Source organism: Candidatus Dormiibacter sp. (assembly GCF_050999135.1).
In the GTDB taxonomy this organism is placed as follows: domain Bacteria; phylum Chloroflexota; class Dormibacteria; order Dormibacterales; family Dormibacteraceae; genus Dormiibacter; species Dormiibacter spiritus.
The window spans coordinates 1-22,642 of record NZ_JBPCPN010000040.1 but is presented as its reverse complement, the minus strand read 5'-3'; the positions used below and the strand labels follow the sequence as shown (position 1 = coordinate 22,642).

Annotated in this window: 24 protein-coding genes; 12 read left to right on the top strand and 12 right to left on the bottom strand. The window is 66.9% G+C overall.

Features of this window, described 5'->3' with window-relative positions; translation table 11 throughout:
* Positions 1-45 precede the first annotated feature (45 nt).
* Complete coding sequence (locus ACR2MZ_RS10405; protein WP_434004980.1) at positions 46-1,434, top strand: glycoside hydrolase family 36 protein; 1,389 nt, start codon at positions 46-48, stop codon at positions 1,432-1,434.
* A gap of 11 nt (positions 1,435-1,445) precedes the next feature.
* Here the strand turns inward: ACR2MZ_RS10405 and ACR2MZ_RS10400 are convergent, their stop codons facing one another.
* On the bottom strand, positions 1,446-2,213 hold the full coding sequence (locus tag ACR2MZ_RS10400) for a PP2C family serine/threonine-protein phosphatase (protein WP_434004979.1): 768 nt from the start codon (positions 2,211-2,213) through the stop codon (positions 1,446-1,448).
* A 746-nt stretch (positions 2,214-2,959) separates the two neighbouring features.
* Positions 2,960-3,094, bottom strand: coding sequence for a hypothetical protein (locus tag ACR2MZ_RS10395; protein WP_434004978.1), 135 nt, complete (start codon positions 3,092-3,094; stop codon positions 2,960-2,962).
* Positions 3,095-3,263: 169 nt separating this feature from the next.
* Here ACR2MZ_RS10395 and ACR2MZ_RS10390 point away from each other — a divergent pair, with 169 nt between their 5' ends.
* Positions 3,264-3,824, top strand: a complete 561-nt coding sequence (locus ACR2MZ_RS10390) for a hypothetical protein (protein ID WP_434004977.1) — start codon at positions 3,264-3,266, stop codon at positions 3,822-3,824.
* A 68-nt stretch (positions 3,825-3,892) separates the two neighbouring features.
* Here ACR2MZ_RS10390 and ACR2MZ_RS10385 read toward each other — a convergent pair whose 3' ends face one another.
* The gene (locus tag ACR2MZ_RS10385) at positions 3,893-4,501 is read right to left on the bottom strand and encodes a TOPRIM nucleotidyl transferase/hydrolase domain-containing protein (RefSeq protein ID WP_434004976.1); all 609 of its coding nucleotides are present in this window, start codon (positions 4,499-4,501) and stop codon (positions 3,893-3,895) included.
* A 227-nt stretch (positions 4,502-4,728) separates the two neighbouring features.
* Here ACR2MZ_RS10385 and ACR2MZ_RS10380 point away from each other — a divergent pair, with 227 nt between their 5' ends.
* On the top strand, positions 4,729-5,928 hold the full coding sequence (locus ACR2MZ_RS10380; RefSeq protein ID WP_434004975.1) for an HNH endonuclease signature motif containing protein: 1,200 nt from the start codon (positions 4,729-4,731) through the stop codon (positions 5,926-5,928).
* 57 nt (positions 5,929-5,985) lie between these two features.
* On the top strand, positions 5,986-6,510 hold the full coding sequence (locus ACR2MZ_RS10375) for a GNAT family N-acetyltransferase (protein WP_434004974.1): 525 nt from the start codon (positions 5,986-5,988) through the stop codon (positions 6,508-6,510).
* Positions 6,511-6,520: 10 nt separating this feature from the next.
* On the opposite strand, the gene ACR2MZ_RS10370 is transcribed toward ACR2MZ_RS10375, so the two are convergent.
* The 3 genes from ACR2MZ_RS10370 to ACR2MZ_RS10360 form a co-directional block, all read right to left on the bottom strand.
* A complete protein-coding gene (locus ACR2MZ_RS10370) occupies positions 6,521-7,099 on the bottom strand; it encodes an aminoglycoside phosphotransferase family protein (RefSeq protein WP_434005031.1) in 579 nt (192 codons plus the stop codon).
* The gene (locus ACR2MZ_RS10365) at positions 7,075-7,410 is read right to left on the bottom strand and encodes a hypothetical protein (protein WP_434004973.1); all 336 of its coding nucleotides are present in this window, start codon (positions 7,408-7,410) and stop codon (positions 7,075-7,077) included. The genes ACR2MZ_RS10370 and ACR2MZ_RS10365 overlap by 25 nt, the downstream gene beginning before the upstream one ends.
* 317 nt (positions 7,411-7,727) lie before the next feature.
* Positions 7,728-8,354 carry a PadR family transcriptional regulator gene (locus ACR2MZ_RS10360; protein WP_434004972.1) on the bottom strand — a complete coding sequence of 209 codons (627 nt, stop codon included), beginning with the start codon at positions 8,352-8,354 and terminating at the stop codon, positions 7,728-7,730.
* 106 nt (positions 8,355-8,460) lie between these two features.
* Between ACR2MZ_RS10360 and ACR2MZ_RS10355 the strand changes: the two genes are divergently transcribed.
* Complete coding sequence (locus ACR2MZ_RS10355; protein ID WP_434004971.1) at positions 8,461-9,315, top strand: hypothetical protein; 855 nt, start codon at positions 8,461-8,463, stop codon at positions 9,313-9,315.
* Positions 9,316-9,447: 132 nt separating this feature from the next.
* On the opposite strand, the gene ACR2MZ_RS10350 is transcribed toward ACR2MZ_RS10355, so the two are convergent.
* Entirely contained in the window at positions 9,448-10,182 is a 735-nt protein-coding gene (locus ACR2MZ_RS10350) for an SH3 domain-containing protein (protein ID WP_434004970.1), read from the bottom strand.
* Between the two features lie 68 nt (positions 10,183-10,250).
* On the opposite strand from ACR2MZ_RS10350, the gene glmU reads away from it, so the two are divergent.
* From glmU to ACR2MZ_RS10325, 5 genes are read left to right on the top strand one after another with little or no spacing between them, the layout of a single operon-like run.
* A complete protein-coding gene (gene glmU / locus ACR2MZ_RS10345; RefSeq protein WP_434004969.1) occupies positions 10,251-11,600 on the top strand; it encodes a bifunctional UDP-N-acetylglucosamine diphosphorylase/glucosamine-1-phosphate N-acetyltransferase GlmU in 1,350 nt (449 codons plus the stop codon).
* Positions 11,597-12,586 (top strand): ribose-phosphate diphosphokinase, encoded by a 990-nt coding sequence (locus tag ACR2MZ_RS10340; protein ID WP_434004968.1) that lies wholly within the window; start codon positions 11,597-11,599, stop codon positions 12,584-12,586. The genes glmU and ACR2MZ_RS10340 overlap by 4 nt, the downstream gene beginning before the upstream one ends.
* A 16-nt stretch (positions 12,587-12,602) precedes the next feature.
* Positions 12,603-13,973, top strand: coding sequence for a hemolysin family protein (locus ACR2MZ_RS10335; RefSeq protein WP_434004967.1), 1,371 nt, complete (start codon positions 12,603-12,605; stop codon positions 13,971-13,973).
* A gap of 13 nt (positions 13,974-13,986) precedes the next feature.
* The gene (gene recO, locus ACR2MZ_RS10330; RefSeq protein WP_434004966.1) at positions 13,987-14,730 is read left to right on the top strand and encodes a DNA repair protein RecO; all 744 of its coding nucleotides are present in this window, start codon (positions 13,987-13,989) and stop codon (positions 14,728-14,730) included.
* Positions 14,731-14,770: 40 nt separating this feature from the next.
* On the top strand, positions 14,771-16,114 hold the full coding sequence (locus ACR2MZ_RS10325; RefSeq protein ID WP_434005030.1) for a glycine--tRNA ligase: 1,344 nt from the start codon (positions 14,771-14,773) through the stop codon (positions 16,112-16,114).
* A gap of 108 nt (positions 16,115-16,222) precedes the next feature.
* On the opposite strand, the gene ACR2MZ_RS10320 is transcribed toward ACR2MZ_RS10325, so the two are convergent.
* Together ACR2MZ_RS10320 and ACR2MZ_RS10315 are read right to left on the bottom strand one after the other, a co-directional pair.
* Complete coding sequence (locus ACR2MZ_RS10320) at positions 16,223-17,662, bottom strand: MFS transporter (RefSeq protein ID WP_434004965.1); 1,440 nt, start codon at positions 17,660-17,662, stop codon at positions 16,223-16,225.
* Positions 17,663-17,934: 272 nt separating this feature from the next.
* Positions 17,935-18,405 carry a carboxymuconolactone decarboxylase family protein gene (locus tag ACR2MZ_RS10315; RefSeq protein ID WP_434004964.1) on the bottom strand — a complete coding sequence of 157 codons (471 nt, stop codon included), beginning with the start codon at positions 18,403-18,405 and terminating at the stop codon, positions 17,935-17,937.
* Positions 18,406-18,498: 93 nt separating this feature from the next.
* Here ACR2MZ_RS10315 and ACR2MZ_RS10310 point away from each other — a divergent pair, with 93 nt between their 5' ends.
* Positions 18,499-19,428: a TIGR03621 family F420-dependent LLM class oxidoreductase gene (locus ACR2MZ_RS10310; RefSeq protein ID WP_434004963.1), complete on the top strand. Its 930-nt coding sequence runs from the start codon at positions 18,499-18,501 to the stop codon at positions 19,426-19,428.
* A 15-nt stretch (positions 19,429-19,443) separates the two neighbouring features.
* Here ACR2MZ_RS10310 and ACR2MZ_RS10305 read toward each other — a convergent pair whose 3' ends face one another.
* Genes ACR2MZ_RS10305 through ACR2MZ_RS10295 form a run of 3 tightly spaced genes read right to left on the bottom strand, consistent with a single transcriptional unit; the run spans position 19,444 to position 21,609 of the window.
* Complete coding sequence (locus ACR2MZ_RS10305) at positions 19,444-19,953, bottom strand: gamma-glutamylcyclotransferase family protein (RefSeq protein WP_434004962.1); 510 nt, start codon at positions 19,951-19,953, stop codon at positions 19,444-19,446.
* A 46-nt stretch (positions 19,954-19,999) separates the two neighbouring features.
* Positions 20,000-21,253, bottom strand: coding sequence for an RNA polymerase sigma factor (locus ACR2MZ_RS10300; RefSeq protein ID WP_434004961.1), 1,254 nt, complete (start codon positions 21,251-21,253; stop codon positions 20,000-20,002).
* The gene (locus tag ACR2MZ_RS10295) at positions 21,250-21,609 is read right to left on the bottom strand and encodes a YciI family protein (RefSeq protein WP_434004960.1); all 360 of its coding nucleotides are present in this window, start codon (positions 21,607-21,609) and stop codon (positions 21,250-21,252) included. The genes ACR2MZ_RS10300 and ACR2MZ_RS10295 overlap by 4 nt, the downstream gene beginning before the upstream one ends.
* A 226-nt stretch (positions 21,610-21,835) precedes the next feature.
* On the opposite strand from ACR2MZ_RS10295, the gene ACR2MZ_RS10290 reads away from it, so the two are divergent.
* A complete protein-coding gene (locus ACR2MZ_RS10290) occupies positions 21,836-22,513 on the top strand; it encodes a TMEM175 family protein (protein ID WP_434004959.1) in 678 nt (225 codons plus the stop codon).
* Positions 22,514-22,642 lie beyond the last annotated feature (129 nt).

Genomic DNA, 22,642 nt, shown 5'->3' with positions numbered 1-22,642 from the left:
GCGCTTTGGGCGCCACCCTCGGCCGGTCTCGCTAGGCTGGGGCAGGTGACCGCCGCCAGGGCTCCGCACCCAGTCTCCTTCATCCCGATCGCCGAAATCCCACTGCGTCCGGACACGCTCGTCTATGAGCACGGCTGGCAATCCTGGAGTCCCGCCGGCCTGCATCCTGCCCGCAGCACCTCATCTCGCCCGCGCACTGCCAGCGCACATACGATGGGCTACCGGCCCGGCCTGCCCCTGCCAGAGCATGGCTTTCAGAGCGAAGGGCTGCTGGCGGTGCTGCCAGGGGCGGGTGAACCGGTGCGGCTCTTCTCCGCTCGCAAGCCGGCCGACTGCGTGCCGTCGTTGCGCGCGGAGGTCCGTGATGGTCGGCTGTTGATCAGCTCCACTGGTGACGGCGGCTGCGTCCGCGAACAGAGTCACACGAGCGATCTTGGGGCCGCGCTGGCGGCCTGGGCCGAAGAGGCGGCCGCCCTCCGTGACCGCCCTTTGCCAAAGATCCCGCCGGTGTGGTGCTCCTGGTACCACTACTACCTCGCAGTCAGCGATGAGGATGTGCTCGAGAACCTTGCCGACATGGACCGCCTTGGGATTCCAGTGGGGGTGGTTCAGATCGATGACGGCTTTGAGGCGCAGGTCGGCGACTGGCTCGAGCCGTCCAACCGCTTTGAGCGACCCTTGGCCGAGATCGCTGACCGGATCCGCGCCAGCGGCCGGCGCGCGGGCATCTGGCTGGCACCGTTTCTCGCCGGCACCGAGAGCCGGCTGGCGCAGGAGCACCCGGACTGGCTTCTGGCAGGCGCCGATGCCGGCCACAACTGGGGCCAGCAGCTGCATGCGCTTGACGTAACCAATCCGGCGGCTGCGCAGTGGTTGCAGAACGTCGTGTCGACGTTCCGCGGCTGGGGCTTCGACTATTTCAAGCTGGACTTTCTCTACGCCGGCGCGCTGTCCGGCCGGCGGCGGCAGGACGCCAGTGAGGTGGGGGCCTACCGGGAAGGGCTGAGGCTGATCAGGGAAGCGGTCGGGCCGGAGGCGACTCTGCTGGGCTGTGGGGCGCCCCTGCTGCCCAGCATCGGCTTGGTCGATGCGATGCGCGTGAGCCCTGACGTGGCTCTCTGGGAAGTACTCGACGAAGCCGACCTATCCCAGCCATCCCGCCGCTTGGCGATGCTCGCCGGACGTGCCCGTGCCTTCCAGCAGGGGCGGCTCTGGCTGAACGACCCTGACTGCCTGATCGCCCGACCGGCCATGGAAGGGAGGGAGGAGTGGGCCTCACATATCGAGCAGTTCGGCGGCCTGCGCTCGGCCAGTGATCGCCTGGCTGACCTCGATGCTTGGGGTCTGGAGACGACCCGGCGCCTCCTCACACCGGCCAGGACCGAACCTTTTCCATTTGACCGCCTGGACCTGGAGGGGGCGCCCGCGGCCTGAGCGGCCGGCGCTCAGCCGGCTGGGTCGGCCGGCTTCTTGTGGAGCGCGATGACTGTCACGTTGTCACCGCTGCGCCGCTCATCCAACGCCAGCTTCAGCAGCGCTCTGACCGCATCCTCGGGGCTGCCCCTCAGCAGGGGCGGCAGCTCCGCCGGATCCAGCACGTCCCAGAGCCCGTCGCAGGCGGCGATCAGCCAGCCTTCGGAGAACTGCGTGGCGCACTCGTCCGGCTCGGAGCTGACGCCGAGGTGGTGATATGGCTGATCCCCGAGCACCCTGGTGGGCATCACCCCGTCGCCAGTTCTGGGATCCACCACGTACGGTCCCTCGATCGCCGCTCCTGCGGCCAGCACCCGCTGCCGTTCGTCCCGGTCGCTCAGGCGATGCACCTTGGTCAAGGTTTCAATGCCGCCCGACCGGACCAGTGCTAGCTCGCAGTCGCCCAGGTTGGCCACCTCGAGTCGGTCGGCCTGCAGGCGGAAGGCCACGGCGCAGGCGCCAGAGGTCTCCTGGGCTGTCAGCTCGGCCAGCCGGCGGAGAGCGTCTCCGGGAGAAAGATTGGGCAACAGCTGAGCAGCTTCGGCGGCCGCCAGCTCGGCCGCTCGAGCGCCGCCGTGACCGTCGAAAATGGCTCCCCAGGCGCCATCGCTGGTGAGGCGCAGCTGGTGGCGGTCCTCCATGCTGCCGCGGGCTCCCTGCGCCTCCGCCACGGCCACGGTCAGCCGCCCGACGGCTGAGTTCGAAACCGCTCCGCTCTCCTGCTCGCTGCCCTGCTCCATCGTTTCAGCCAGCCCCCGGTCTCCATTGTCAGAGCTGCGGTCGGGTCAGGTCAGGACGTCTACCTGCCCGGCCTCTTAACAGGCTCTATTGACTGCTCTCAAGACCTTCAAATACGCTCTCGGCACATCCCCCGGGTGGGGGGTTCCTTCGGTGGAGGGTCAGTAAAGGTGAGACCGCGTTCACCGATCATTCGTAGAGCCGTTTCAGCGCCCTCCTGTACTTCTCCATGGCCTCCCGCATCTGATCACTGCGCTCGGCCTCGGGATCGACACCGAACACGTAGGGAAGAAAGCCGCCCACTTCGGCTATCCCCGCCCGAATCGATTCGACATCCGTGGGCGGGTGGAGGCGCCGCCGGGTTACCGACTGCTATCCATCCGATAGGAATCCGCTCGCCGGGTGCGACCACGCAGCCTATGTGGACAGCGCCGCCGAGGGCGACGCTGCTGGCGCGGCCCATCACCGCCCCGTTGAAGACCATCCCTCCGGTCGCTATGGATACATCGTCTTCGTCGCTGCAGCCGGTGAGGTAGGCGGGGGGACCGACCAGCACATGATTGCCGACCGCGATCGGGTGGCCCCGAGTGCCGCGCACGACCGCGCCCTCCATATCACGCAGTGCTCGCCAATGGTGACCGGCCCGCCACCGGCGGTGAGCACCGCGGCATGGAGGACACGGGAGTGGGCTCATATCGTGACTCGCCGCTGAGAACTGCTGTCGGTGCCACCCAAGCGTCGGGATCGATCACTTGTCTACCTCCCTGAGCACCCGCTCGAGCCTCACAGCCAGGCCAGGCTCGGCCTGGCGGATCTCGACCAGCAGACACTGGATCGCCGCAGCGAGTGCTCGTAGCAGCTCGCTGGCCTCGACCGACTTCACAAGAGCTCCTTGGAGCGGGGCCGTGACCTCGGCTGGAAGACGGTCGAGCTCTCTGCCGAAGAACGCCTCGAGTCCGAGGCGACTGCAGGCCAGGGCTCGCGACCTTCGGCTGTGAACACGGCCGCAGCGTAGCGCTTGTGAGTAGTGTGTCTAGCTAAGGGGTTTGCTCTTGCGGCAGAAACTGTGGCGCGTCGCCATCACTGGGATAGTCGTGATAGTCACTGGCTGCACCAACGGCACGATCGCACGGCAGACCTCACCGATCGCGTCCCTGCCTGCCCAGGAGATCTCGGGTGGGTGTGCCGGCACCCAGGTGATTGCCAGGGGGGCGCCCCCCGACTGGGCCCAGGCTGGCTTCACGGCGCAACCGGGAAGCCCCTGGCGAGTTCCCTGGGCTCTGGGTAAGCCTGGTGACGCCCTGGCCTATGTCTTCGCTGGTCAGCTGGTTGCCCAGGGTCATCGACCTGACGGCACGTCAAACAAGATCCTCTGGGTGGCCAGGAGTGCACCTCCGGAGAGAATCGAGGGGCGCCCGCTGGGTCGCTCCGGACCGGTGGTGGAAGTCCTCGGAGGTGCCACCAACGGCAATCAAGTGCCGACGATAGTGGACGTACCAACGCCAGGCTGCTGGTCGTTCAGTGTTTCCTGGGACGGCGGAAAAAGGAGCACCATCAATTTGGATGTCTTGCCGGCAGGAGCGACGCCCCTCCGGCCCTCTCCCAGCGTCTGAACCACTGCGCAGTCGGCGCAGCATGGGCTGAATACAGCAAGGTCTGCGGGCCGGCACGTTCGTTGATGTCAGACGTGAGCAAGTACGCGATCCAGCGGCCGGGGCACTCGGGCGAGATCGAGCGCGTCGACGAGCAAGGCCGCGGATCGGATCTTCCGGCCGCCGCGCGTGCCCATGAAGCGGCGAAGCTGCTCCTCATTGGTCCGTCCTCGCCACGCAGGCTGCTTCTGGAAGGTGCGGAATGATTCAAGGTCCCCCTGGGCGTCGATGGCCTGCTCCACCGCGCCGGCGCCGAGGGAGCGAATGAGCTCATCCTCCAGATCTGCGACGCACACATAGAAGCCAAGTGATTCCATCTCGGCCCGACTGAGGTTGGCGCCGAGGCCGGCCCGCTCGAGGCCGCGCTTGAAGGCGCCCTCCTCCCCGGCGTCACAGAGGCCCGCCAGCCTGAGGTGCAACCCTCGGGGGCCGAACAGATCCAGGAAGCGCCCGATGGTCGTGGCACCCCCAATCGGCACAATGGATATGCCCTCAGCCTCAAGATTCCGACCGCGGCGCTCTGCCAGCGCTTCCAGCGCTAGCTGGTCGCTGATTCCCTCAACAAGCACCACTGCACGTGCGTAGTCAAGGCTCGTGCTCGGGACTTCCAGGGTGTCTGCGCTCGTCGGCGTATTCATCGAACTCCCCAGTATGGAAGACGCTGGGAAGAACGGGTTAGGGGAGACCCGGCGATCCGCCGACCTGGTGCTTTGTGTTTGCGAGCCTAGTGCTAAGGCAGCGAACATCCCAGGCGAGCAGGGCATCATGGCGAAGAGCTTTGGTCACCAGGCCGGCGGCCGGAAATGTTCACACACCATGTTTGTTGGACAGGTTCCGGACGTGATACAATACGAACATGGGTTCGATGGCAGCGAACAGCTGGGCCTCTCCTCTGGATGAGGTGACGCAGTCGATCGCGTCGCTGGTGGGCGAGGACACGCGACACCTGCCAGGAGTCGTGCAGGCGGAGCGGCTGAAGCAGATGCGCCAGGGCATCAACCGCTTGGAGGCGCAGTTCACCACCGAGCTCCGCGTCTTCGACCAGCAGCAGGGCTGGGCGGTGAGCGGGCATCAGAGCCTGCAGGGCTGGCTCCGCCGGAACTGCCAGTTCAGCTCCGGCGCCAGCGCTGATCGCATCCGCCTGGGCCGGCAGCTGGAAGAGCTGCCCCAGACCGCCGCCGCTTTCCAAGAGGGCCGGCTCAGCGCCCAGCATGTTGGCCTCGTCGGCCGGTTGGCCAGTCAGGTGGGGACCGAAGCTCTGCAGCCGGCTGAGGCGGACCTGGTTCGCTGGGGAGGAGAGCTCGACACCTGGGAGTTCCGGCATCTGACCCAGCGCCTGCGTCACTGCCTGGATCCAGAAGGTGCCCAGGCTGATGCAAACGCCCTCCATGAGAAGCGGCATCTGGGTCTGGCTCAGTCCTGGCAGGGCCTGTACTTCCTGGAGGGCCAGCTGGACGACGAGGGTGGGGAGCTGGTGCGCACAGCCCTGGAGGCGATCGAAGGCGCGCCGCTGGCGGGCGATAGCCGGTCCAAGGGTGAGCGTAGAGCCGACGCCCTGGTGGAGCTGGCGCGGCGGCAGCTGGATGCCGGTTCCCTGCCTGAGCGAGCGGGACAGAAGCCGCACCTGCACCTGGTCTGCGAGTGCGGGACTCTGCGCCAGGAGCCTGGTTCAGCGCCGGCTGAGCTGAACGGTGAGGTGCTGGGGCCGCGGGAGACAGTGCGCCGCTACGGCTGCGATGCCCTGCTGACCCTCGAGCGTAAGGGCGAGAGGACGATCGGAGAGGCAGATCATGCCAGCCGGGTGGTGCCGCCGTCTGTGCGGCGGGCGCTGCAGCGACGGGATCGTGGCTGCTGCTTCCCGGACTGTGACCGGCCGCCGGAGTGGACCGACGCCCACCATGTGTTGCACTGGGCGGATGGCGGAGAGACGAAGCTGGAGAACCTTCTGCTGCTCTGCCGCCGGCATCACCGCCGGGTGCACGAGGAGGGCTGGCGGGTGATCCGGGATGAGGGCGGTGGCTGGCGCTTCATCTCCCCAGCCGAAGACAGCTGGCGAGGGCCGTGAGCTACGCCCAACGTCTTTGCGGAATCGGCTCCGCGGCCATGCCAGAGATTGGATAGCGTGCAAGCTGCGCTAGAGATCCGCACCGCTCGGGACGCTGACTGCGAGTCCATCAGCGATCTGTTCGCTCACTACGTCCGGCACAGTGTTGCGACGTTCGAGCTGGTGCCCCCGTCCCCGCCTGAGTGGCAAGCCAAATTGAAGAGCATCCGCGAGGCTGGGTGGCCGTTCTTGGTTGCTCAACAAGGCGGCCAGCTGGCCGGTTTCGCTTACGTGGCGCCCTGGCGGCCCAAGCCGGCCTACCGTCACACGGTCGAAGACAGCATCTACTTGTCGTCCCAGCACATGGGGCGCGGACTGGGCGGGCGTCTCCTGGCGCGGCTCTTGGCCGAAGCCGCCACTGCGGGCGCGCGCCAGGTCGTCGCCGTGATCGCAGACACTGGGGAGCCCGCCTCCATGTCGCTTCACCGACGTGCCGGTTTCAGGGAGGCAGGCCGCCTGCACGGCGTCGGTTACAAATTCGGTCGCTGGATCGACACCACCCTCATGCAGCTGGACCTAAGCGCCCTAAGCCCACCGCGGTAAGGGGAGAAGCCTACTCAGCCACGAGATCGGCTGCGGCCAGCATCTGGCGGGCAGCTGGCTGAAGGCCGACCTTCGTGCCCAGGAGGCCCGTGGACACCCGCTCGACGACACCCCATTCCCAGATTGCAGTGGCATCTAGGCCACTGCGGAGGGCCAGCCCCCGTGCCCGCTCGTGGGGGTCGCCGTCGAGTAGCTCAAGAGGGGCCTCGCGCATGATGATGCCCAGGTCGTACTCGGCCTCCGCCAGCAGACCGTCCGGGTCGACAAGCTTGAAGCCGTCGTCGCTCTCGAGCGCGTTCCACTGGTGCACGTCACCATGTACTAGGACGGCGCGCTCATCGTCATGGGCATCGATGCGCTGGGCCGCGCAGGCGAGAGCGTAATCGACGGCCCGCTCCGAGCAGGGGTGGTCGAGCTCCTCCCAGGTCATCGTGATGAAATCGACGAGCCATCTGCCCTTTTCGGCCCCGGTCGGCAGACCACAACCGGATGCCGGACGCCACAGTCTCGCAGCGGTCGAGCAGAGAATCTCCTGCCGCTTCCGGATCGGGAGCGCGAGTTGGTTCAGCGAACGACCGAGCCGTTCCAGAAGTAGTGCGCCCGCTCGGCGTCCTCCCGCAGCAGCCGCACGCAGCCCTCGCCATTCGCGAGCCGCAGGGCGGTGATCTCGTTCCTGGCAACCTGTTCACCACGGCGGATGAGCAGCTTCAACACCGCTGGGGTGCCGTCATCGAGCGTCGCCTCGGCGACGAACGCCTCGGTCGAGTCGTCATATGGACGGCCGACAGCGATCGACCACTCCCTCTCGAGGTTGCCAACCAGCTCGGGCAGGTCGTCGAGCCACCGCTTCGCGCCGGTCGCGAGCGCCCTGTTGCGCACGACCGCGGGCACGCCGACCACCCGGTGTGTGGCGGGTTGTCTAGGTCCGGCTTGCCGTCGAACCACAGATCAGGACGCTGGCTCGGTCGCGTTGGCGTACCGGCTCATTTGGAAAACGGTACTGCTGCGATGGAAGCGGCGATCGATGGGCTCATGGCGCCACCCTTACGGACCCAGCGCGATCTAGGTTTTCGGCCAGTGCCCACTCTTTTCTTGATCTGTTGCCTGCCCGGATCTGGGCAAGACGACGCTGGCCAAACGGCTCGAGCAGCAGCGGATCGCTGTGCGGCTGGAACCCGACGAATGGATGGGTGGAACTAGGTTCCCCGCACGAATTGCTACTTGCCTTCGGCCAGGATCGCGTAGACCTGCCGCCGGGCTTCGTTCAGGATGGTGATCGTCCGGTCCACCTGGTCGGTCGACCCTGCGTGTGCGGCCTGGATCGCCGCGGCACCCAACTGAAAAGCCGCGTCCCGCAGCCCCCCGATGCGCTCATCCGTGCCTCCGGCCACCTCTTCCCAGGGTGGGGACGCGCCCTGCCTCTGGGATTCCACGTGCGCCCGACCCACCTCAGTCAGGGAGAAGACGCGCTTTCCCTCCACGTCCTGACCGGTCACGAGCCCCTCGTCCTCGAGCAGCTGCAGGGTCGGGTAAACGGAGCCAGGGCTCACCCGCCAGGCTCCGCCGGAGCGCCGCTCGAGCTCTTGGATCACCTGGTAGCCGTGCATAGGCTGCTCCGCGAGCAGGGCGAGGATGGCGGCGCGGACGTCGCCACGGCGGGCTCGCGGCCCGAACGGCCCCCAGGGTGCCCGGAACCCCCGACCCGGGCGGCCGTCCTCGAAGCCCCAGGGTCCCCACTGACCCAGCCCTCGACGCCGACCCCTTGGCCCTCCCGGACCGCCAAAGCCAGGCTCGAAGCCGACGGTGTGGCCCTCGTCGGGTCCACCGGGAAATCTGTTGAACATTGTCAGCCTCCACGCGCGAAATACTATGCGATATATCGTAACCCATCGTCACGCCAATCAAACACTGAGCTCACGCGGAGTGTCATGAACCAGGGAGACTGGGGAGATGAGCGCTCGAATGGAGGACAGCCAAAGTGTCGAGGAGCTCTTAGCCGAGCTCTACGGTGGCGATCCGGACAACTTCGTGGGCAGGCGCGGAGCCCTTGTCAGACAGCTCCGCCAGGGCGGTCGGGTCGAGCACGCGCGGCAGATCGCAGCCGCCCGCCGGCCGACTGTCAGCCTGTGGGCAGCCGACCATCTGGCGGAGTTCGCGCCGTCCGCCCTGGACGCGCTGCTGGAGAGTGGGCGCCGGCTGCGGGAGGCCCAGGTCGCGGTTCTCGAGGGCGGGGCGGTCAAAGACCTGCGCGGACTTCTGGCAGACCACTCCGACGCCCTGCAGTGGGCGGTCGACGGCGCGGCCAGCTTCCTCGACAGCCGCGACCGGGAGGTGTCAGACGCGGTGCGCCGGCGCCTGCAGACCACGCTGAGGGCTGTGTCGCTCGGTCCTCCCGAGCTGGGGGAGGCGCTGGCAGCCGGCCGGCTGACCGCCGAGCAGGAGCCGGAGGGGTTCGGAGGCTTCGCGGGCGTCATCGTTCAGCCTCCTGCGCCCAGGCCCGGGACAGGGCGGCCCAAGGCAAAACCGGCGCCGAAGCCGAGCCAGGTGAGACCAGACTCGGACCTGCTCGCTCGATCGCACGCCGCCAAGAGCGCAGCGGACGCGCAGGCGCGTCTAGCCCGTCAGCTCGAGGCTGAGGCGGGGGAGCTCGGACAGCGCGCGGAGAGGCTGACTCAAGAGGCGAAGGGAGCCGCCGCCGTCGCTGCCGACGCGCTCCGGCGCGCCACCCAAGCCGCGGACCATGCCGAGCGCCTGGCGCAAGAGGCGGATCGAGCGGCGGCCGCGGTCGAAACCGTCGGGCACTGATCCCGGGGGCAGGATGCCGGTCACGTCGGGGTGCACTTGGTCTAGCTCAGCCAGCACCCCGCCTGCAGAGCAGGCAGATTGCCGTGGATTTCGTACAGCGCTGCAAGCTTCTGGGCCACTTGCCGGTGCCTACTACGGCGTAGGACTCGGGACGGGTGCGGTCGCTGGATTCAGAATCACCGTTTGCAGCACGCTCTTGAATAGCGCTCGGTCGGGAGTGGCGCGGCCCTTCTGCTTCAGGTCGAAGAGGTACGCGGTGCCTCCCTCCTTGAAGCTGACAGCGGCCTCAGCACCGCCGTCGGCGGACTTCCAGAAGTGCATGGTGTAGGTCTTATCGCCGACCTGGATGGAGTCGTCTCCGGAGGCGGCGCCGGGCGTGAGAGGCAGCACCGGCAGCTTCCCCACCTCGTCAGCCGTCTGGACCACGAGCTTCGCCGCCTCTGCAGCGCCGTGCGCCGAGCTGAAGGTGAGCGGGTTGCCACCCACCACCGTCCACTCGCTGGGATAGAGCAATCGATACGTGTCGCTGATCTTCTTCGCCACCGCGCGGTGGCTCACTATCTCGGGGTCGTCCAGCACCCAGCCCTCACTACCACCGTCCGTCTTGACGTGGAGCCATGTCTCTGCGCCGGGCTTCTGGCTCTCGCTCACCGTCAGCTGCGAGCCCCATTCCAGAAGGGCAGCTTGGGCCGAGTTGCGATCCGGCGCGCCGTGCAGCTTGACCGGCACCGTCGCCACCACCCAGACAGTGTTGCCCGCCGGCGTCGGTGTGGCGCTCGACTTGGCCGAGGTGGGGGAGGCCGGGCTGGCTGCGCCGCCCGAAGAACCGCCGCCGCAGGCGGCCAGCGCGCCAAAGCCAGTGGCCAAGGCGCCAGCTAGCGCTAGGCTGAGGAGCAGGCGGGGGGCCGACCGTATAATCCGGCTCGACATCTCTCTTGAGTGACTTACCACTCTCAGCCGTCATCCTAGCTGGCGGCCGGGGTGCACGCATGCGCTCCCGGACGCCAAAGGTCCTGCACGAGATCTGCGGCCGCTCAATGATCGATTGGGTGATCGGCGCCTGCCGCGAGGTCGGCATCGAGTCAGATCGGCTCTTCGTGGTCCACCAGCCAGGCGAGCCCGGCGTGGTGGAACACCTGGCCGGGAAGGCGCGGCTGGTGGCCCAACCCGAGCCGCTCGGCACAGGTCACGCGCTGGCCCAGGTTCCCGCCGAGTGGCTCGGCCAAGGCGATGTGCTGGTGCTAAACGGCGACGGTCCGCTATTGCGGGCGGAGACCATTCGTCACTTCCTGGCGGCTCACCGCGCCGCCAGCCTGCCGGCCAGCCTGGCCAGCGTCGAAGATGCCAGCCGCAATGACGGCAGGGTTTTGCGGAACGCCGAAGGCGGTCTGGCGGCGATCATCGAGTACCGCGACCTGACCGAGCAGAGCCGCAGCGTCAACGAGATCAATGTGGGCCTCTACTGTTTCGCTGCCCGGCAGCTGAGTGCAGCGCTGGCCCAACTCCGGCCTGACAACCAGGCCGGCGAGCTCTACCTGGTCGACGTCTTCCAGCACTTGAGCGGGACGCAGGTGGTGAAGCTGCCTGACGCTGAGGAGACCATCGGCATCAACGACCGGGTCCAGCTGGCTCGGGCCGAGACCGCCATGCGTCGGCGGCTGCTGGAGAGCCTCATGTTGGAAGGCGTGACAGTGCGCGATCCCGCCAGCACCTACGTGGCCGCCGGGGTCAGCATCGGCCAGGACACGGTGCTGGAGCCCTACACAATGGTTACCGGCAGCACCCGGATCGGGAGGGAGTGCCGGATCGGCCCCTTCGCCCAAATCAACGACTGCCAGATCAGCGACGGGATCCGGATCGACAGCTCCTGGCTCAGCGGCGCCACACTGGGCAGCGGCTCCGATTGCGGTCCGTTCAGCAAGCTCCGTGCGGGCACCGAGCTGAAGGAAAGTGTGCACGTCGGCAGCTTCGCCGAGCTGGTGCGCTCAGAGATCGGCAGCCGGTCAGCTGTCCCCCACGTGTCCTATTTGGGCGATGCCACGGTGGGTGAAGGGGTGAACATTGGCGCCGGCAGCATCACCGCCAACTATGACGGCCGCCAGAAGAAAGCGACTGTCATCGAGGATGACTGCTTCATCGGCGTGGATACCATGCTGGTGGCACCGCGCAGATTGGGCCGCGGTGCCCGCACCGGCGCCGGAGCAGTCGTCACCAAAGACGTGCCTGCGGGAGTCACGGTCGTCGGCGTCCCGGCTCGCGCCATCCCGGACAAGGAGAGAGCATGATCGGCAGGCTGCAGACGGCGGTGGAGTTCGCTTCGGAGGACACGTCGCCCTGGGGCGAGCTGAAGCTGATCGGAGGAACCGCCAACCCCGATCTCAACCGGCTGATCTCGGAGGCGATCGGGGTGAAGCTGACCGATCCCCGCGTCAACCGCTTCTCCGACGGGGAGATCGACGTCAAGATCCAGGACTCGATGCGCGGCCATGACTGCTTCGTGATCCAGCCCACCTGCCATCCGGTGAACGAGAACCTGATGGAGCTGTTCATCCTGCTGGACGCTCTCCGCCGCGCCTCCGCCGGGCGCATCACAGCCGTGATCCCCTACTACGGCTATGCCCGCAAGGAGCGCAAGTCGCAGCCGCGCGAGCCGATCAGCGCCAAGCTGATGGCCAACTTCGTGACTCTGGCCGGCGCCGACCGAGTGCTGCTCTTAGACCTGCACGCGGATGCCATCGAGGGCTTTTTCGACGTCCCGACGGACCACCTCACAGCCAACAAGATCCTCGCTGGCCACATCCGGAGCCTGGGCCTTGACCGCTGCGCCGTGGTTGCGCCTGATGCGGGCGGTGCCAAGCGCGCCGAGTCGATGGCCAAACTGCTCCAGGCGCCCATCGTCTTCGTCTACAAACGCCGGCCGCGCGAGGAAGCGGCCGAGATCATGGAAATGGCCGGCGAGGTGGAGGGGCGTGACTGCGTGGTGGTGGAGGACATCATCTCCACTGGCGGCACTGTGGTGGAGGTCGCCCGGGCACTGCGCGCTCATGGCGCACGCCGGGTCCTGGTCGCCTGCAGCCATGCCGTGTTGACCCGCGGCGCGAGCGCCCGCCTGCGCGAGGCGGACATCGACGAGGTGATAGTCACCGACTCCATCCCAGTCCCTGAGGAGAAGCGGGGAGCGCCGCTCACAGTGCTGAGCGTGGCGCCGCTGCTGGCGGAGGCCATCCTGCGCGTGCACGAGAATCGCAGCGTGAGCGAACTCTTCCGCTAGGAAGCGGAAACCCCAGATGTCCGCCACCAGCTCCATTGAACTCACGCTTCTCATCGTTTGCGTGCTGCTGGCCGCGCTCGCCTCCGCGACCGAGACCGCGCTCACCTCGGTCGGGCGCCTGCGGGTGCGGCACCTGGCCGAAGAAGGCAGCCACTCCGCCCGGACGCTGCAGCGCCTTCACGAGCAACCGAACCGCTTCCTCTCCACTGTGCTGATCGTCAACACGGTGGCGCTGATCATGGCCTCCTCGGCGACCACGCTGCTGGGCCTTACCTACCTCCCGCACAGCTGGGGTGTCGCGGGCGACCTGGCGGTCTCTCTCGTGCTCTCGCTGTTCCTGCTCATCTTTGCCGAGGTCACGCCGAAGACGCTAGCCATCCGGAACGCTGAGAGGCTGGCGCTGTTCGCCGCCGCGCCGGTTGAGGCGTTGGCCAGGTTCCTGCGTCCGTTCCTCTGGTTCATCACGCTCGTCAGCCGGGCGGTCACCGGCGGCCGCGCCGCTCACGCGGCCTATCTGACCGAGCAGGAGCTGCGCACTCTTCTCCGCGTCTCGGAGGAGCAGGGCGTGATCGAGGAGAAGGAGGAGGAGATGATCAACTCGATCATCGAGATCGGCGACATGAGCGTGCGGGAGGTGATGATTCCGCGCACCGACGTCAGTGCCATCCCCAAGACTGCCGAGATGCCTGAGATCTTGAAGGTCTTCGAAGAGAAGGGCCACACCAGGCTGCCGGTCTACGACGAGGATCTTGACCACATCGTCGGCCTGCTGCATGTGAAGGACCTGCTGCTCTACCTGGCCAAGGGCGGCCAGCCGGGTGGGCTGGAGGGCATCATGCGCCCCATTCGCAAGGTGCCGGGGGCCAAGAAGGTGGACGAGCTGCTCTACCAGATGCAGGTCGAGAAGGTGCACATGATGGTGGTCCTGGACGAATACGGTGGCACTGACGGGATAGTGACGCTGGAGGACGTGCTGGAAGAGATAGTGGGCGAGATCCGTGACGAGTTCGACCCCCTGGAAGAGGAGCAGATGGTGATCACCGGCCTCTGCGAGGCGCTGGTGGACGCCCGCTACTCCATGGCCGACCTGAACGAGCGCTTGGAGCTCGGAGTCGAGGAATCCCGGGACTACGACTCGGTGGGCGGTTATGTCTACGCCACCGTTGGCGACGTCCCTGAGCCGGGTATGACCTTCGAGGCGGTGCCGGGCATCCAGTGGCGGGTGGAGCAGATCAAAGGGGACCGGATCGAACGGCTGCGCCTCCACGCGGATCGTCCCTGGCCGGATGAGGTTCTGGTCGAAGCAGGCTTCGACCCGCCGCCGCGGACGGGCGCCGGCGAGGAGATTCCCTCCGCCCCCGATCTCCCCAGCCAGCGTCGCGTCTGACTGCGAGGCCGGCGTGAGCACCTACCGCGATGAGGCGATAGTGCTCCGCAAGCTCGATTTCAAGGAGCAGGATCGGATCTACACGCTGCTGACCAAGGAGCACGGCAAGGTCGGCGCCATCGCTAAAGGCGTGCGCCAGCCGACGTCGCGACTGGCCGGCTCGCTAGAGCTCTTCGGCCGGATCGACGTCCAGCTCGCCCGAGGCCGCAGCCTCGACATCATCACCCAGGTGGTTCGATTGGATTTGAGGCGCATTCCGGCGGAGGTGGAGCGGACAGCCCACGCCGCCCTGGTCGCCGAGCTGGCCGATCGAGTCTCGGAGGACCGTCATCCTTTGGAGGGTGTGTTCAACTTGACGGCGGCAGCTCTGGCCGAGATCGCTGAGGAGGAGGACCCGCGCCGCGCGACCGCGTGGTTCCTGACCGTCGCCCTGGACCTGCTCGGCTACTCTCCGCGGCTGGACGTCTGCGGCTCCTGTGGCCGGTCCCTGCCCGAGGCGGCCGCCGCTTTCGCGCCCGAGGCGGGCGCCTTTCTCTGCGACAGCTGCCGGACCTCAGGGCTGCCGCTCACCTCGGTGCCGGCGCTCAAGGTGCTGCGGCTTCTAGCGGCGGGCGATGTCGCGTTGTACCGGCGGCTCAAGCTCGAAGAGAGGTTGCTCACGGAGGTGGATCGGGTGCTCTCAGCCCAGCTGGAGCACCATCTGGACCGCCAGCTGCGGTCGCTGCGGTTCCTGCGCCAGATGCGGCTCCCCGCCTGAAGAGCCCCTACCCGGTCTCGGTAGAGTCACTCAGACCGTGATGGAAAGCCAGGCGCTGAGCCAGATCGAGATCCCGCGGGAGCAGCTGATGGAGCGCGTGGTAGCTCTCTGCAAGCGCCGCGGCTTCGTCTATCAGTCCAGCGAGATCTACGGCGGCCTGAACGCCGTCTACGACTACGGACCCTACGGCGTGGCGATGCGCCGCAACATCCGCAACCTCTGGTGGCGGCATGTGGTGGAGCTGCGGGACGATGTGGTGGGGCTGGAGGCTTCGATCCTCATGAACCCAGAGGTGTGGCGCGCGTCGGGCCATCTCGCCAACTTCACAGATCCGATGGCCGACTGCTTGGGTGAGTGCAAGAAGCGCTGGCGCGAGGACCACCTGGACGACAGGACGCGCTGCCCCGAGTGCGGCGGACGGCTCTCGCCGGCGCGTCAGTTCAACCTGATGTTCAAGACCTTCATAGGTCCAGTCGAGGAGGACGCGAACGTCGTCTATCTGCGGCCGGAGACGGCGCAGGGCATGTTCGTGGACTTCAAGAACGTGGTCAACTCGATGCGGGTCAAGGTGCCTTTCGGCATCGCCCAGCAGGGCCGGGCCTTCCGCAACGAGATCTCCCCGGGCAACTTCATCTTCCGCCTGCGCGAGTTCGAGCAGATGGAGATGGAGTTCTTCTGCCGACCGGGCACCGATGAGGAGTGGCATCGGCACTGGCTGGCGGAGCGGCAGCGCTGGTACGTGGAAGTGTTGGGCATCGCGCCTGAGCGACTGCGGCTGCGACCGCACGAAAAGGAGGAGCTCAGCCACTATTCCAAGGCGACCAGCGACATCGAGTACGACTTCCCCTTCGGCTGGGGCGAGCTGGAGGGTGTGGCGAACCGGACGGACTTCGATCTCGGCGCGCATCAGAAGCAGTCGGGCCAGGACCTGAGCTACCTGGACGCCGAATCCGGTGAGCGATTTCTGCCCTATGTCATCGAACCCGCGGCTGGGGTGGACCGCATCATGATCACGGCGCTGGTCGACGCCTACCGGGAGGAGTCGGTGAGGGGGGAGACGCGCGTGGTCCTGGGGCTGCACCCGAACTTGGCGCCGGTGCAGGTGGCTGTGCTGCCGCTCTCCAAGAAGGAGTCGCTGATTGGCTGCGCTCGTGACGTGCAGTCACTTCTGCGCCGGCGCTTCCGCGTGGAGTACGACCAGACAGGCGGCAACATCGGCAGGCGCTACAGGCGGCAGGACGAGATCGGTACGCCCTACTGCGTGACGGTGGACTTCGAGAGCTTGGAGGACCACGCTGTCACCATCCGCGAGCGCGACTCGATGGAGCAGGAACGCGTCTCCATCGAGGCTCTGGTTGGCCGGCTGGAAGAGCGGCTGGACTGACCGACACGGTCGCCAAGGGCTGCTCGCGCTGTGAACTGGGGCTGCTTCGTACTCGCTTCGGCTAGAGCTTGGGCGGCCGGCAGAGGCCGGCCGCCCAACGCCGATTGACTAAACGGCGGCCGTGCCTGGAGTCGGGCGGTTGACCGCTGAGAGCGGGGAGGCGATGTCCTCCAGGGATTGGCGTTCGGCGTTGACCCCGAAGAACCAGGCGATCAAGCCGCCCGCGATCATGACAGCAGCGCCGAAGAGGTAGCCGATGGTCAGGGGCAGCCGGTTCAGTCCGCCGTTGGCAGTCGCCAGGCCGACGAGCGCGCCGAAGATGAAGGGAGCCGCCACGCCGCCGGCGCCCTGGGAGATGGCGAAGAAGAAGGAGATCGCCTGCGCGCGCAGCTCCAGCGGGAAGATCTCGCTCACCGTCAGGTAGGCGGAGGAGGCACCGGCCGAAGCGAAGAAGAAGATCAGGCACCAGAAGATCGTCTGGGTGATCGGGTTGAGAAGGCCGGCGTGAAAGAACAGGGCATCTATGGCCAACAGCACGCCGGAGCCGCCGTAGGTCCCAAGGATCATCTTGCGGCGTCCTACGGTGTCGAAGAGGGGCCCCAGAATCAGCGGTCCCAGCAGATTGCCGAGCGCGAAGGGGAAGATGTAGAAGCCGATCTGGTCCGCGGGGACGTTGTAGACCTTGCCCAGTACCAGACCCAGCGTGAAGAAGATGGCGTTGTACAAGAACGCCTGAGTCACCATCATCGAAAAGCCCAGGAACGAACGCCCCGGGTAATCGCGCAGCATCGTCTTGGCGATCTCGATGTACGAGATGGAGCCGCGCGCGCTGACCTCCAGAGCCTTGCTGTCCGGCACCGGCTCCAGGTGAACGCCGTCTCGCTCCACCCAAGCTTCGATGCCGTCCACAGTTTCCTCGGCCTCCTGCTCGCGCCCGTGGGTCATGAGCCAGCGTGGGCTCTCCGGGAGCGCGCGCCGGAGGTAGATCACGATGAGGCCCAGGAACGGACCGATGAGGAAGCCGATGCGCCAGCCGACATTGATGTTGAAGATCGCGGTGTTGAGGAGGAAGATGGAAGCGGCCGCCCCGATCATCGCGCCCGCCCAGTAGGTGCCGTTGACTGCGATGTCGACCCGGCCCCGGTAGTGGGAGGGGATCAGCTCATCGATGGCCGAGTTGATGGCTGTGTACTCGCCGCCGATGCCCGTCCCTGCCACAAAGCGGCACAGCAGCAGCGACCAAAGGTTGAACGAGAACCCGCCGAGGCCGCTGGCGACCAAGTAGATCAGCAGGCAGGTGATGAACATCTTCTTGCGACCGATGTTGTCTGTGATCCGGCCGAAGACGAGCGCACCGATGACCTCGCCAAGAAGGTAGACCGAGCCGAGCAGGCCGACGTCCCCTGCGGTCAGGTGCAGCGTTCCCTTGTCGGTGAGGACTGACCCCACAGTGGAGACAATCTGGATCTCCAGGCCGTCCAGGATCCAGGACACGCCGAGACCGGTGATTACGCGCCAGTGGAAGCTGGTCCAGGGCAGCCTATCCATTCGAGCTGGAACGAGGCTGCGAACAGGTGCCGCGCCGGTACCGGTGGGGGAGCCTGCGTACGAGCTCACGGCCGTAGGACCGGCGGGGCCGGCTCCACTCTTGTCGTTGCCGTTCGTTCGATCATTCCGTTTGATCCTCCCCGAGTTCATGCGGACCTACATCGTCAACCTGACGGCTTTCGGAGTTTCACTAACGTAACCGCCGGACGGGGTCAGCGTCAAACCGCTGATCCGGCATGCCGGTCAGCGGGGGTTCCGAAGCCAACCGCGGCTCACTCCAGAGGCGCCGCTTCCGCCTTGCCGTCGGCAGTCACCTGCTGCTGGGGCAGCCGCAGCAGAGGTAGAACGCCACGGTCCTCGAAAACCGTTCGGGCCGTCAGGATCGCGTTCAAGGTCCGCGGAAAGCCGGTAAACGGCGCCGTGTGGGTGATCGCGCCGACTATCTCCTGGGGAGTTAGTCCCACATTGAGGGCCGCGTTGATGTGGACCACCAGCTGCGGCTCAGCCCCGCCGAGGGCGGTGAGCGCCCCGATCGTGACCAGCTGGCGCTGGCGATCGTCCAGGTCGTCGCGAGAATAGATGTCGCCAAAGGCGAACTCCACGACGTAGCGGCCCAGGTCGGGGGCAGTGTCGGCGAGGGCGTCGATCACTGACGGGCCATGCTCGCCGTCGATCTCCATCAGCTTGGCGGCGCCGCGGCGGAAACGCTCGTTGGTTGTGTCGCTGGGGGTGGCTTCGGTCATGGCGGCTCCTGGGTAGGCGCAGACGAGCGCATTAAACTTGGCATTTCGGCTGGTAGTAAAAGCTATACCGTCGCTGTACGATAACATGGATTGATGAACTTGGCGCGCCGCTTCCGCTTCGGCGCCGGCGCCTCCAGCGCCACCAGCCGGGGCGAGTGGGAAGAGAAGGCGCGGCGCACCGAGGAACTCGGCTATTCGGTCCTCCACATTCCCGACCATTTGGGAACCCAGCTGGCGCCGGGGCCGGCACTCCTCGCCGCGGCGTGGGCCACCGAGCGTCTACGGGTGGCGACTCTGGTCCTCGACAACGACTTTCGTCACCCGGTCCTACTGGCGAAGGAGATCGCCACGCTGGACCTGCTCAGCGAAGGACGGCTGGAGGTGGGCCTGGGCGCCGGGTGGCACCGGCCCGAGTATGAGGCGGCTGGATTGCCCTTCGATCGACCAGGGGTGCGAGTCGGCCGCCTGGAGGAGGCGATCCAGCTTCTGAAGGGGCTGTGGTCGGAGGGACCCGTCAACTTCAGCGGACGGCACTACACGACCCGCGAGCAGGAGGGCTGGCCCAAGCCCCAGCAGCGGCCACATCCGCCGCTGGCAGTCGGTGGCGGCGGTCGCCGGCTGCTGTCGATCGCCGCCCGTGAGGCCGACATCGTCGCGATCGCGCCTCGATTCGTCGAGGGCAGAGCGGATATGAGCAGCCTCTCCGAGGCCGCCCTCGCCGAGCAGGTGGGCTGGGTGGGCCAGGCAGCCGGTGAGCGGATGAGCGAGCTGGAGCTCAACCTGCTGCTGCAGGGCGTCTGGATCACCGACGCTCGGCGGGCGAAGGCCGATGAGCTGGTGCCCCAGTTCGAGCTGCCCGCGGACCAGATCCTCGCCTCGCCTCACCTGCTGATCGGAACGCTGGAGCAAATGGTGGAGCAGCTCCAGGCGCTGCGCGAGCGCTTCGGTGTCTCGTACCTCTCGGTGCATGAGCCGTACCGCGAAGCGATGGCGCCGGTCGTGGAGCGGCTGGCCGGCAGCTAGTTCAACTGCGCTCGGTTAGGGAGGCGCGCCGAAGATCTCCTCCCAGTGGGGACGCGGGCCGGCCACGGCGCCCGTGTTGAGGCGGCCCCAAGCCTCGAGCTCCGCTATGTAATCAGCGGGAAAACCACGCTGGCGGGCGGCGTCGACGACTGCCGTCAGGTAGGGCGGGATGGGCCGCCCGGGCTCAGGCTGGTTGGCGAAGTAGACCCAGGCTAGAACCCGCGCGCCGGCGGCTGTGACGACGTCGTGCTGCTCACGCCGGTAGAAGCCCCGGTCGACGGCTTCAAACCTGTCAAGACTGTCCTGGTCGCGAGCGCTGAGTGACAACAGCACGCCGTGGACGAGACTGCCCGGCTGCGGCACGACAGTAGCGACCCCGGCGGCCGTGGCGAGCCAGCGGTGATCGGGCAGGATCGCGTTGCCCAGGTCGAGGGCGTCACGACAGCGACCGTAGACACTGGCATCCAGGTTGGCGCCGTAGCCGAAGTTCAGCTGCCGGACAGCGCTGGCGGGTGGCTGAGGCATCTCTGCAATTTAGCTTCAGCACGGGAGGCTCAGCTGCAGGTTCGCATCAGCGCTTTTCCGCACCGGGCCCCAGCCCTCGTCGGGCCAGCTCGCCGAGCCGGCGGTTGATGAACGTTCGCTCTGGGACCGGCGGCGACAAGGAGAGGGCCTTCTCATAGGCTTCGGCGGCGCGCTCGATCAGGCCGAGCCGAGAGAAGAGATCGGCCCTCGCGATGTGGAATGGCGGCCACGCCTCCAGCCGGGGGTCGTCGGTGAGCCGATCCAGGATCGTGAGTCCGGCGGTGGGCCCGTGCGCCATCGCCACTGCGACCGCGCGGTTGGCTTCGACCACGGCTGTCGGCTCCCAGCGCACGAGCTCTGCGTAGAGCGCCGCCACCTCCGCCCAGTCAGTCGCCGCGGCGGTGCTGGCGGTGGAGTGGAGGGCCGCGATGGCCGCCTGGATCTGGTAAGGCCCCGGGCGACCGAGGCTCAACGCTGAGGCGAGATGAGCCTCGCCCTCGGCGATCTTGGCGGCGTCCCAGAGAGACCGATCCTGCTCGTCGAGGAGAACCAGCTGGCCCTCGGCATCGAACCGTCCTGGCCGCCGCGCATCCACCAACAGCAAGAGGGCCAAGAGGCCCCTGACTTCAGGCTCACCGGGCATCATGGTGGCGAGCGAGCTCGCCAGGTGGATGGCTTCCCGGCACAGCTCAGGGCGCGTCCCCGCCTGGCTCGCGTTCGACCGGTGCCCCTCGGTGAAGACGAGATAGACGATCCGCAGAACTGCTGCGAGCCTGACTGCCAGGCCATCGCCGTCAGGCGTCCGGAAGGGGATGACCGCCTCTCGGATCTTCCGCTTGGCCCTTACCAAGCGCTGCGCCACTGTGGCCTCAGGCGTCAAGAAAGCGCGGGCGATTTCGGATGTGGTCAGGCCGCAAACAGCTCTCAGCGTCAGCGCGATCTGGGAGGCTGGCTCGAGAGTCGGATGGCAGCACATGAAGATCAGCGCCAGCTGGTCATCGACCATCGCGGGCGCCTGGCTTTCGATCGAAGAGCGAGTCTCGTCCCGCACGGCCGCCGCCTCCTTCTCAGCTCGTTTGGCCTCGCGCCGCTGCGCGTCGAGTGCCTTCTTCCTGGCCACGCTCACAAGCCACCGCTCAGGGTGCTCCGGCACCCGTGCCTGCCGCCACTGCCGAAGGGCCGCGACGCAGGCGTCTTGGGCTGCATCCTCGGCCGCCTCCAGGTCTCCGATCAGACGCGTGACGGAGGCGACGGTGGTCCACCAGTGCTGGCGGACCACAGCGGTCAGGTCATCGGTCAAGGGCGCCCCTCAACCCTGACCACAGGACGCACCTCGACCGAACCGGTCCTGGCAGCCGGGATCGTCTGCGCCCAGCGCACCGCCTCATCGAGGTCGGCGCACTCGAGCAGGTAGTACCCGTTGAGCTGCTCCTTCAGTTCTGCGTAGGGGCCGTCGGTTAGAAGCGTCTCACCACCACGGATCTTGATCGTCGTCGCCGCCCTCGATGGTTGGAGTGGCGCTCCATCCACCAGGACGCCTGCCTTCGCCATCTCGGCAGAGGCAGCCGAATTGGCGTCGCGGAGCGGACCGAATTCGGGCGTTCCCGGCGCCGGCAGGTCCGCTTCCGAGACGTAGAGCAAGCAGATGTACCTCATGCAACCAACCTCCTGTCGCGGACCGAGCCGCGAATCTGACACATGCAGTCATATAGTCGAACGCGGAAGACGGAAATCGACAGTAGCAGCCATTGGCCGGCTCGGACGTGATTGCGGGGCCGGGAGTCGAGCCTCAGTGTTGCGGCTGCCGCCGGCGGAGCTCGGTGCCGACGCTGGTCTGAGGCGGGTCGGCACCTGACGACCCGGATCGGTCAGGATGTGGCGCATGGCGGAGGACGAAGGGCGCCACTCGGCAGACCGAGATCCGGACGCCTATGGGCTGGGCCGGCTGCTGGCGCTCAGTGACGGAGTGTTCGCCATCGCCATGACGCTGCTGGTACTGAGCATCCCGGTCCCCCAGCTGACCAGCCTCCAGGGCGAGAGAGAACTCACCGCAGCGCTCTGGAAGGTGCTGCCCAATGTATTTGGCTTTGCCATCAGCTTCGCGTTGGTAGGCCTCTACTGGATGGTGCACCACAGGATCTTCCGCTGGGTGCTGCGGGTGGATCAGCGCCTCCAGGCCTTGAATTTGATGGCGCTTTTTCTGATCTGCCTGGTGCCGTTCCCGGCGGCGCTGGAGGCGCGCTACAGCAACCTGCTCCCCGCTTTCGAGCTCTACTGCTCGAACCTGGCTCTGATCGGGATCGTGTATGCCGCCCTCACCGCCTACCTGCGGCGGGCAGGGCTGATGCGGGAGAGCCACTTGCCGGAGTGGCGGATAAGCATGTGCAGGAACGCCCTCGGCACGGCTGTGTTCGCCTTCGCCATGGTGATAGCGCTTGTCAACATTCCTGTCGCGGGTTTCAGCCTCTTGCTGCTGGCTCCGACGAACGGGGTGGCCAAGGTCTTGGGGAATCGATGGACGGATCATGTGGAGCGCGGGAGCCCCAAGGCGGTCGCCTAGTGTGCACGGCTTTCGAGATGTGTAGACAACTGGGGGCTTCCCAGGCGTAGAGGTGGCGGCTCATCCTGTGGGTGCTGTGAATCCATTGGAGGGAGCCGCCATGACAAATGATGACCTCATCTATCGCCA